This window comes from Actinomadura sp. KC216 (assembly GCF_004348535.1).
Lineage (GTDB): Bacteria > Actinomycetota > Actinomycetes > Streptosporangiales > Streptosporangiaceae > Spirillospora.
The window spans coordinates 1-9,519 of sequence record NZ_SMJX01000314.1 but is presented as its reverse complement, the minus strand read 5'-3'; the positions used below and the strand labels follow the sequence as shown (position 1 = coordinate 9,519).

Genomic DNA, 9,519 nt, shown 5'->3' with positions numbered 1-9,519 from the left:
AGGCACACGCCGAGCGTGGGAACGTCCAGCTCGGCGAGGATCCGCGCGCACAGGCCCACATCACGGGCGACGCCGGGGTGGCCCGGCCCGGGGGACAGCACGATGGCGTCGGGGGCGAGGTCCCGGACCTCCTCCAGCGACAGGGCGTCGTTGCGCACCACGAGGGGGAGGTCACCGGAGATCCGCGCGAGCAGCTGGTGAAGGTTGTAGGTGAACGAGTCGTAGTTGTCCACCAGCAGGATTCCCGTCATGCCCGGACCGCCGTCGGGTAGCCGAGCCGCTGCAGGGCATCACCCGCGATCCGCTCGAAGTCCTCGATGTCGCGCTCGCTGAGCTCGCGGCGGTAGCGGCCGACCGACGCGTCGTTGACCGGCCGGCGCGCCGCCTCGGCGCTCGGATGCTCGAACGGGTTGGCCGACAGGGCGTGGTCGGAGTCGGCGTGCCGGAGCACGCGCGCGTCCCAGGGCTCGTCCAGGAACGCGCAGAGCGGGCGCAGCACCGCCTCCGGATCCGCCACGAGGTCCTCGTAGCGAAGCTCGTAGCAGTCCTTTCGCGGTACGACGTCCCGTACCGCGTTGACGAGACCGGCCCAGCCCGCCGCCGCGTCCCCGATCGAGCGGTACCCCCAGGGCTGGCTGCGCTGGGAGGCGGCCACATCGCGGCCGTCGCGCACCACATGCACGAAGCGCGCACCGGGCCATCGCCGCACGAAACGGTCGGCGTGCGCGATCTCGCGCTGGATCTTGATGCCCCAGCGCCGCTTGCCGGTCGCCGCCAGGCGGGTGCGGCCGATCGCGTCCAGCAGCGCCAGCCGCTGGTCGTAGGTGTGCAGGTCGCTGCCGCTGCGGCGCATCGCCGTCTCGACCAGCCCGCACAGCGCCGCGATCGGGACGCCGCACCGCTGCGCCTGGCGGGCGAACTGCACCCCCGCCTCGTAGGCGGGATCGGCGGTCCGCACGCCGTGGCCGCGGACGCGCGGATCGTCGGCGAGGAGCAGCCGGCAGCATTCGAGCAGATGCGGTCCGAGATCCTCCGGATCGGTGAAGTCCAGTTCGGGGCCGACGACCATGCCGGGGTGGGAGTCGAGCATGAGGCTCACCAGCGTGGTGCCGGAACGGTTCTCGCCGCCGATGAACACCGGGGGAGGGGCCGGCGGGGCGCTCGCCAGCGACTCGATCAGCACGTCCTCCGTCCGGCATGTCATCTCGACCACGAGGTCGTAGAGGCGTTCGACGAAGGCGCGGTCGAGGCCGTAGCGTTCGCCGAGGTCCGCGGCGCGGTGCTTCACGACGCCGACCCGCTGCGGCTGCATCATCGGCGTCTTGGTGCGCGCCTTGAACTCGGCCACATCGCGGCAGATCGCGACGCGGCGGGCGAGGGCGCGCACGATCGTCTCGTCGAGCGCGTCGATCCCCTCGCGGTAGTACTCCAGCCCGGTCACGATCATCGTCGCCCTCCCTTGGCCGGGACCTGTGCATGGCGTGCCATGTGCTCAAGGTGCTCGCCGAGTTCGGCGAAGCCGCCGATGACGAAGTACTGGCGCTGGTACGCGGCCGGCGTATGCGGGGTGCCCACCGCGGCGCGCGGGTCGAACGGCGGTTTCGGGACGCCCGCGTCCAGCGCGTGATCGAGTTCGCCGGCCGACGACATCAGCCCGGCCCCGTAGGCGCGGACGCCGTCCTCGGAAATCAGGCCGTATTCGATCGTCCACTTGAACCCGTTCCCCAGCCGGGCCGACGCGGCCCTGTCGTGCAGCAACCCGCCCGATATCTCGCCGAACCTCTCCAGGAACTCGCGGTAGGCGGCAATGGACAGCAGCGGTGCGTGGCCGAAGATGTCGTGGAACATGTCGGGCACCTTGCTGTGTTTCAGATCCGTGCGAGAACGGATATGGACGGTCGTCGGCAATCGGCGGCTGCGCAGCAGTCCGCTGAACACCTCGCCCGGCACCTGCCCGGCCACCGGCTCGACCGTCCACCCGACCGACGCTCGGAGCCGCTCGTTGAGCCGGGTGAGATCGGGAATGCGCTCTGATATGCCGAAGGCCTCCAGCCCGGCGCCATGCGATGGATGTCCGCGCTCGCGCAGCGCATCGAACTGCTGCGAATAGAGCCTTTCCCACGTCGCATGGTCGTCGGCCGTGTAAGTGTCATATTCCTGAAAAATAGTCCATCGCCCCTATTCATTATCGCCTGGCCGCCGGCCTCGAACATTGGCGATTCCCACCTGCCCGGGCGGTTGGCGGGCAAACTCCGCTTACTTCTTTTTTGGTCGCATAATGCGTCGGGTTGATCAGAGGTTCCGGGGCAGGCGGCCGGACCACCGTGTTCCGCCGCACAGCGGCGGCGGGGTGGGATGCCCGGGATGGAGGCGTTCGGGGTGAACGTACGGAAGAATGGGGCTTGGTTGCGGCGAGGAGGTGTTTTGAACGACGGCGAGCGGTTCACCGTCACGCGGACGCTGAACAAGGACCAGCGGGAGCGGCGGGAGCGGCTGATCGACTCGGCGCGGGAGCTGGCGCTTGAGGGCGGCTACCCGGCCGTCACCATGCACGACGTCGCGGACCGCGCGGGGGTCGGGCGGGCGACCGTCTACCGCTACTTCGCCACCAAGGACCACCTGCTCACCGAGGTCGCGGCGGACTGGGCGCATCGCGTCACCGACGACATCGAGGCGCTCGCGGTCGGCGACACCCCGCTCGAACGGCTCACGGCGCTGCTGGAGCGCATCGTGTACGTCGCGGCGGACGAGCCGACGCTGACCTCGGCCATCATCCAGGCGGTGACCTCGGACGACGCCAGCGTGGACGGTCCGCGCACCGTCCTGTTCCTGTTCCTGCGCGACCGGCTGTCCACGGCGATCGGCGACCCGGTGCCGGAGCGGGAGGACGTCGAGCTCGTCCTCGGGCATGTCCTGCTCGCCGCCCTGGTCAGCCTCGCGTCGCTGCGCCAGCCGGTCGAGGAGGTCGCCGCGATGGTCCGCACGGCGGGACGGCTGGTCCTGGCGGGCGCGCTCACCGCGGCGGCCGCCCGCTGAATTGGTCCTGGCGGCATGGGGGCGATTGGCTCTGTTACGGGGGCCTTTTCAGTTCGTAGCGTGCTCGGGTGACCAATCCTCTGCTGTTCCTGCTGGCCGCGCTGGCGCTCGTCGCCATCCCCGGCCCCAACCACCTGTACATCACGGCGCGCAGCATCGGCGAAGGGCGCCGGGCCGGGATCGTGTCGGCGCTCGGCGTCGAGACGGGGACGGTCGTCCATATCGTGGCGGCCGGGGCCGGGCTGTCCGCGATCGTCGCCGCGTCGGCGACCGCGTTCGGTTTCCTGCGCTACGCGGGTGCCGCTTACCTGCTCTTTCTCGCCTACCGGACGCTGCGCGGGCGGCACGGGGTGGGGGAGATGGAGCTTGAGCCGCAGTCGCTCCGCCGGGTCTTTCTGGACGGGGTGCTCGTCAACGTCCTCAACCCGAAGGTCGTGCTGTTCTTCCTGGCGTTCCTGCCGCAGTTCGTCGACCAGGACGCGGGCGCGGTGCCGCTGCAGATCGTCGCGATGGGGGCCGTCCTCGCGCTGATCGGCCTGGGCAGCGACATCGTGTACGCGGTCGCGGCGGGCTCGATCGGCGCGTGGCTGCGCGCCCGTCCCGCGTTCCAGCGGCGGCAGCGGTACGCGACGGGAGTCGTCTACCTGGGGCTCGGCGCCGCCGCCGTCTTCGCGGGGCCCAGCGCCCGCCGCGGCTAGGCGGCGTCCGGGATTCGCCGATCGCCTGTGGCGCGGCAGGCGCCTGGGCGATCATGGTCGGCGCCGCGGGTGGCCGGCGGCGTCGGCTCGATGAACGGGGTGAAGGTCTGCCATGGGCTGGAAGGGCATGCAGGAATGGTCGAAGGCGTCCACCTTGGCGATCGCTTTCGTGCTGTCCGGCTCGCTGGCCTGGGCCGCGTTCGGGCCCGACGTGGCGGGCTCAGGCACCGGCGAATCGGCCTGGCAGCTTCCGGCGTCGAGCCGTCCGGTGATCGCCGACACGGCGGCGCGGCAGCTCGTCACGCTTAACACCATGGACCCCGCCCGTGTCGACCAGCACCTGGACGCCTGGGAGCGGGCCACCACCGCCGCCGAACATGATCGGCTTCGCCGGGGGCGTGCCGCCACCCGCGCGCGAATGCTGCGGGAGCGGGAGACGCTGTCGGCGGCGCGGGTGTCGACGGTGGTGCCGATGTCCGCGCTGGGGCCCGACGGCACCGGCCAGGGCCGGGCCTACTTGATGGCCGTGGTGCGCCTCACCTCCGCCAAGCCTGGCGGGCCGCCGGTGGAGAGGGTGCGGAGGCTCCGGGTGTTCATGCTGCTCACCCCGCACGGCTGGCGCATCTCCGACCTGATGGAGGCACCGGGCGGCGGGGTTCTATGGCTGTCGTCGACGGTAGGCAACGGGCCGCCGTCGCGGGAGTTTCTGATGCTCCAGGATGCCCGGAGGATGATGACCGACCTGGCCAGGGGCGAGGGGCGGGCCGCGCTGACCGGGTCCGCCGTCGCCGACCGTGACCGGATCTGGCGGCGGGCGGGTGCTCCCGGAGGGACGGGGAACGGGCAGGCGGTCGATGTCGGGATCATCCGGCAGGACGACGACTCGGCGGAGCTGCTGGTCTACCTCAACCTCGGCATCACCGAGACCGTCACGGAGGGCTACACGACCAAGATCGTCCCGTCCGAACGGGGCGATCTCGCGTTGCGGGTCACGATCGTCCGCGACGGCTCCGGCTGGCGGATCAGCGGGATGCGGAACGCCTGAACGTCCCTCCATCAATCGATTGACCGGTTCCTGGCGAAGCGTCTAGTTTGTGGTGAATGACCAGTAGCGACTCCGGCGGGCGGGAGCGCATCCTGGACGCGGCCGGGCGGCTGTTCGCCGCGCTCGGCTACGACGGCACGTCCACCCGCATGATCGCCGAGGCGGCCGGGCTGAACGTCGCGACCGTCGCCTACCACGTCGGCGGCAAGCGGGACCTGTACCTCGCCGTCATGGAGCGCGCCCACCTGGCGGAACGGGCCGCCCTGGAGGACGCCCTCGCGGAGGTCGACCTGGACGCGGAGGGCCTGCTCACCCTCGCCGACCGCTACATCGACTTCTGCGTCGACCACCCGGAGATCCCCGCGCTGTGGATGCATCGCTGGCTGTCGGACGCCTCCGACGTCGCGCACCTTGAGGAGCAGTACGTCCGGCCGCTGACCGACATGGTCGCGTCCGTCGCCGGCGAGGTCGTGCCCGACGACGTCGACATCGAGTACGTGGTGTGGACGGTCGTCTGGTGCACCCACGGGTTCTTCAGCGGCGGCGTCCTGGACGCCGACGGGCGCCGCCACGGCCGCGACGACCCGCGCGAGCTGGCCCGCTTCCGCGCTCACATACGCCGCCTCGTCGCCACCGTGATCGGCCTGCCCGCCCAGGCCGTCTGATGGCGGGCGCGCTGCCCCGGCGGCGGCTGCTCGGATACGGCATCGGGTCGGTCGGCACCGGCGTCTTCTCGGCCGTTCCCGGGCTGCTGCTCCTGTACTACCTGACCGATGTCCTCGGTGTCTCCGCCGCCATCGCGGGCGTGGTGCTCGTGGTGCCGAAGGCGTGGGACGTCCTGCTCAACCCGATCGTCGGCGCGGCCAGCGACCGGGAGGCGGTGCGGACCGGCCGCCGCACCCGGCTGCTCCTGCTCGGCGCGGTGACGCTGCCGTTCCTGTTCGCCGCCATGTTCGCCGTGCCGGTCGACTCCCCGGGGTTCGCCGCGGGCTGGGCCGGGGTCACGTTCCTGCTCGCCGCGAGTGCTTTCGCCTGTTTCCAGGTGCCGTATGTGGCGCTGCCCGCGGAGGTGTCGGACGAGCCGTCCGAGCGGGGCCGCGCGATGGCGTGGCGCGTCGTCTGCCTGACGCTCGGCATCCTGCTCGCGGGCGGCCTCGCCCCCGCGCTGACCGACGCGGGCGGCGGCGGGCGCGCCGGATACGCGCTGATGGGCGCCGTGATCGGGCTCGCCATGGGCGCCGCGATGGTCGCCAGCACGGTTGCGACCCGGTGGGTACCGTCCCGGCCGGGGCCGCGCCCGCTGGGCCTGGTGGCGGCGCTGCGCACGGCGCGTGGAAACAGGCCGTTCTTCATGCTGCTCGGCGCGTACGTCGCGCAGACGCTCGCCGTCGCGATCATGCTGGCGGGCGCGCCGTACGTGGCGACCTACCGGCTGGACGACTACGGGCTCACCTCCGCGATGTTCGTCTGCATGGTCGGGCCGAGCGCGTTCGCGGTGCCGCTGTGGCGACGGCTGTCGCGCAAGTACGGGCAGGTCAACTGCTACGCGACCGGGCTCGGGCTGTTCGCGGTGGCGGCCGCCGCGCTGTATCCGGCGATCACGTCCACGGCGGGCGTGCTGGCGCTCAGCGCGCTGATCGGGGTGTGCTACGCGGCCGTCCAGCTGCTGCCGCTGTCGCTGCTGCCGGAGACCGTCCACGCCGACACGGGACGGACCGGGCACGCGCAGTCGGGCGCCTTCACCGGCCTGTGGACGGCCGCCGAGACGGGCGCGCTCGCCCTCGGGCCCGGTGTGTTCGCGCTGATCCTCGCGGCGTCGTCGTTCCGGTCGTCCGACCTGGACGAGCCCGTGCTCCAGCCGGACTCCGCGCTCACCGGGCTGACCGCCGGGTTCACGGTCGTCCCGGCGCTGCTCCTGCTTCTCAGCGTCCCCCTGGTGCTGGCGTACCGCCGGCTGGCCGCCGTCCACCAACGTAGTGAGGAAACAGCGGAACATGCCGTCTGACCACCTTCCGGAGACCGGGCGCCCGGCCGCTGAACTGCTCGCCGAGCTCGCCCGGCTCCGGGCCGCCGACTTGCCCGTGCGCGGCGGCCAGGTCACCGCCTACGTCTACGACACCGGACGCGAGGCCGTCCACGACCTCGCCGCCACCGCCTTCGCTGAGATGCTGGAGGTCAACTGCCTGGACCCGACCGCGTTCCCCAGCATCGTCGCGCTCGAACGCCAGATCGTCGGCGCGGTCGCCGACCGGCTGGGCGGTGGTTCCGGTGTCTTCACCAGCGGCGGCACAGAGTCGATCATGCTGGCGGTCAAGGCCGCCAGGGACGCGCATCCGGTGGACGGGCGGGGGGAGATCGTCCTGCCGGCGACGGCGCATCCGGCGTTCCACAAGGCCGCGCACTACCTGGGCCTGGAGGTCGTGCACGTCCCCGTCGACGCGTCGTTCCGCGCCGACCCCGCCGCGACCGCCGCCGCGCTCACGCCCCGGACCGTCCTGGTCGTCGCGTCCGCGCCGTCCTACCCGCACGGCGTCATGGACCCGGTCCCGGAGATCGCCGCCGTCGCCGCCTCCGCGGGCGTCCGCTGCCATGTGGACGCGTGCGTCGGCGGCTGGGTCCTGCCCTGGCTCCGGGAGGCCGGACGGGACGTCCCGCCGTTCGACCTGTCCGTGCCCGGCGTGACGTCCCTCTCCTGCGACCTGCACAAATACGGCTACGCGCCCAAGGGCGCCTCGGTCGTCCTGTTCGCCGACGAGTCGCTGCGCCGCCACGCCTACTTCGCCTCCGCCGGATGGCCCGGCTACACCGTGATCAACGCGGGCGTGCAGAGCAGCCGCAGCGCCGGACCGCTCGGCGCCGCCTGGGCGACCCTCAACGCGGTCGGCGCGCAGGGCTACCGCGACCTCGCCGTGGGCGCGATGGAAACAGCGGAACGGCTCATCGCGGGCGTCGCGGAGATCCCGGGGCTGCGCGTCCTCGGCGAGCCCGCCGTCCCGCTCGTCGCCGTCGCCTCCGACGACCCGGCGCTGGACGTCTTCGCCATCGCCGACCAGGCCCGTGCGCGCGGCTGGTTCTTCCAGCCCCAGCTCTCCTACCAGGGCATACCGCCGAACCTGCACTTCACGCTGACCGGCGTCAGCGACATCGGGGCACTCCTCGCGGCCCTGGCCGACTCGGCGAAGGCCGCGCGCGCCGCCGGGCCGCCCGCGGTCCCGCCCGGCCTGGCCGAGGCCCTCGCCGCCCTCGACCTGGACGCCCTGGACGACGCGGACTTCGCCGCCCTCCTCGCCTCCGTGGGCGTCGACCTGTCCGGAGGCGGCGGCGAGCCGGAGATGGCCACGGTGAACACCGTCCTGAACGCCCTACCGCCCGCGACCCGCGAGGACCTGCTGATCCGCTTCCTCTCCGCCCTCTACGCCTGAGCCACCCATACCTGGGCCCACCGCGTCTGTCGGGGTCGTCAGTTGAGGCGGCTCAGGCGTTTGAGGATGGACGGCTCGTCCAGCGTCTGGGCCAGTTCCAGGGGGACGCGTGCCGCACCGGCCGTCACCGTCGCGACTCGCCTGCCGGGCCCGCCCTCGCGCGGCGGGTCTCCCTGGACGGCGACAGGGACGGTCAGCCCGGCCCAGCCGACCACGGTCACCGGCGACGCGGCGCGCAGGGGCGTCATGCCGCCGAGGCCGTCGTCGACCCGCGCGACCTTGGCCCCCTTCGGCGCGAGGGTGGCGGCGGTCAGCGCCGACCCGGCCGCCGTGACGAGCTGCCCCGCGGCGTTGACGGCACCCGCGGCCGTGGGCGACTTCTGCCCCATCACCGCGCCCACGATCAGGGTGTTCACGCCCGCGACGGTCTTGCGCGCGGCGAACACGAAGTTGCCGCCCGCCGCGTCGGTGTATCCGGTCTTTCCGCCGACGACGCCGAACTGCCCCAGCAGATAGTTCCCGCCCTCGCGGGTCTCGCCGCCGTCGTCCGGGACGTACGCGCGGTTGTTCACGATCTCGGCGAAGGCCGGGACGTTCATCGCCGCGCGCAGCAGCTTCACCTGGTCGGCGGCCGTGCTGACCGTCCCCGAGTGGTAGCCGCTCGGATCGGTGTAGCGCGTGCCCGTCATCCCCAGCGACGCGGCCGTCGCGTTCATCTTCGCCACGAACGCCTGAAGGCTCCCGGAGTCCCAGCGCGCGAGCTCGTGCGCCACGTCGTTCGCCGAGATGACCATCAGCGCTTCGAGCGCCTTGCGCTGGGTGAGCTGCTGGTTCGCGGTCACGCCGAGGATCGACTCGCCGCGCCTCTTGCGCTCGGGGATCTGCGCCGCCGCCTCCGGCGACACCGTCAGCACCGGCCCCGCCTCGCCCGGCGCCAGCGGATGGTCGCGCAGGTACACGTAGGCGGTCATCACCTTTGCGACGCTGGCGGTCGGGATCGGTGCCGCCCCGCCCGACGTGCCCATCGTGCCGAGCCCGTCCACGTGGACGACCGACTGCCCGGCGGACGGCCACGGCAACGCAGGAGCCTGCCCCGGGAAGGAGTGGCTGGACGCGATGGCCAGCTCGACGGACGGCTCCGGCACCGGCCGCACGAGCTGCCCGACGACGATCCCGGCGATCAGGATCAGCGCCGCGGCGACCACGACGAGCCAGCGGCGCCCTCCCTTGGACTCCGCACCCGGCTCCGCGCCCGCCTCCGCAACCGGCGGAGGAACCGCAGCCGGGGTAGGCGCGGGTGGTGCGGGGTGTGCTGGGA

At 72.5% G+C, this 9,519-nt stretch carries 10 protein-coding genes; 6 read left to right on the top strand and 4 right to left on the bottom strand.

The window, feature by feature from the left end; genetic code table 11:
* The 3 genes from E1264_RS34845 to E1264_RS34835 all read right to left on the bottom strand — a co-directional run.
* On the bottom strand, window positions 1-251 hold a 251-nt coding region (locus tag E1264_RS34845; protein WP_132180476.1), incomplete at its 3' end, for an aminodeoxychorismate/anthranilate synthase component II.
* Window positions 248-1,447 (bottom strand): sulfotransferase, encoded by a 1,200-nt coding sequence (locus tag E1264_RS34840; protein WP_132180474.1) that lies wholly within the window; start codon window positions 1,445-1,447, stop codon window positions 248-250. The genes E1264_RS34840 and E1264_RS34845, both read right to left, overlap by 4 nt.
* Window positions 1,444-2,166 carry a phenylalanine 4-monooxygenase gene (locus E1264_RS34835; protein WP_132180472.1) on the bottom strand — a complete coding sequence of 241 codons (723 nt, stop codon included), beginning with the start codon at window positions 2,164-2,166 and terminating at the stop codon, window positions 1,444-1,446. Before E1264_RS34835 ends, E1264_RS34840 begins: the two co-directional genes overlap by 4 nt.
* A gap of 258 nt (window positions 2,167-2,424) precedes the next feature.
* Here E1264_RS34835 and E1264_RS34830 point away from each other — a divergent pair, with 258 nt between their 5' ends.
* From E1264_RS34830 to E1264_RS34805, 6 genes are all read left to right on the top strand, one after another.
* A complete protein-coding gene (locus E1264_RS34830; protein ID WP_243711348.1) occupies window positions 2,425-3,036 on the top strand; it encodes a TetR/AcrR family transcriptional regulator in 612 nt (203 codons plus the stop codon).
* Between the two features lie 68 nt (window positions 3,037-3,104).
* A complete protein-coding gene (locus E1264_RS34825) occupies window positions 3,105-3,734 on the top strand; it encodes a LysE family translocator (protein WP_132180470.1) in 630 nt (209 codons plus the stop codon).
* Window positions 3,735-3,846: 112 nt separating this feature from the next.
* Window positions 3,847-4,779 (top strand): hypothetical protein, encoded by a 933-nt coding sequence (locus E1264_RS34820; protein ID WP_132180468.1) that lies wholly within the window; start codon window positions 3,847-3,849, stop codon window positions 4,777-4,779.
* Window positions 4,780-4,835: 56 nt separating this feature from the next.
* Entirely contained in the window at window positions 4,836-5,444 is a 609-nt protein-coding gene (locus tag E1264_RS34815; RefSeq protein WP_132180466.1) for a TetR family transcriptional regulator, read from the top strand.
* On the top strand, window positions 5,444-6,784 hold the full coding sequence (locus E1264_RS34810; protein ID WP_132180464.1) for an MFS transporter: 1,341 nt from the start codon (window positions 5,444-5,446) through the stop codon (window positions 6,782-6,784). The genes E1264_RS34815 and E1264_RS34810 overlap by 1 nt, the downstream gene beginning before the upstream one ends.
* Window positions 6,774-8,201 carry an aspartate aminotransferase family protein gene (locus tag E1264_RS34805; RefSeq protein ID WP_132180462.1) on the top strand — a complete coding sequence of 476 codons (1,428 nt, stop codon included), beginning with the start codon at window positions 6,774-6,776 and terminating at the stop codon, window positions 8,199-8,201. Before E1264_RS34810 ends, E1264_RS34805 begins: the two co-directional genes overlap by 11 nt.
* Window positions 8,202-8,239: 38 nt before the next feature.
* On the opposite strand, the gene E1264_RS34800 is transcribed toward E1264_RS34805, so the two are convergent.
* Window positions 8,240-9,519 (bottom strand): D-alanyl-D-alanine carboxypeptidase (locus E1264_RS34800; RefSeq protein WP_132180460.1); only part of this gene is annotated, 1,280 nt, incomplete at its 5' end.

Coding starts and splice junctions, on each gene's coding strand:
- E1264_RS34840 (WP_132180474.1), bottom strand. CDS start 1,447: ATGATCGTGACCGGGCTGGAGTACTACCGCGAGGGGATCGACGCGCTC.
- E1264_RS34820 (WP_132180468.1), top strand. CDS start 3,847: ATGGGCTGGAAGGGCATGCAGGAATGGTCGAAGGCGTCCACCTTGGCG.
- E1264_RS34815 (WP_132180466.1), top strand. CDS start 4,836: ATGACCAGTAGCGACTCCGGCGGGCGGGAGCGCATCCTGGACGCGGCC.
- E1264_RS34810 (WP_132180464.1), top strand. CDS start 5,444: ATGGCGGGCGCGCTGCCCCGGCGGCGGCTGCTCGGATACGGCATCGGG.
- E1264_RS34805 (WP_132180462.1), top strand. CDS start 6,774: ATGCCGTCTGACCACCTTCCGGAGACCGGGCGCCCGGCCGCTGAACTG.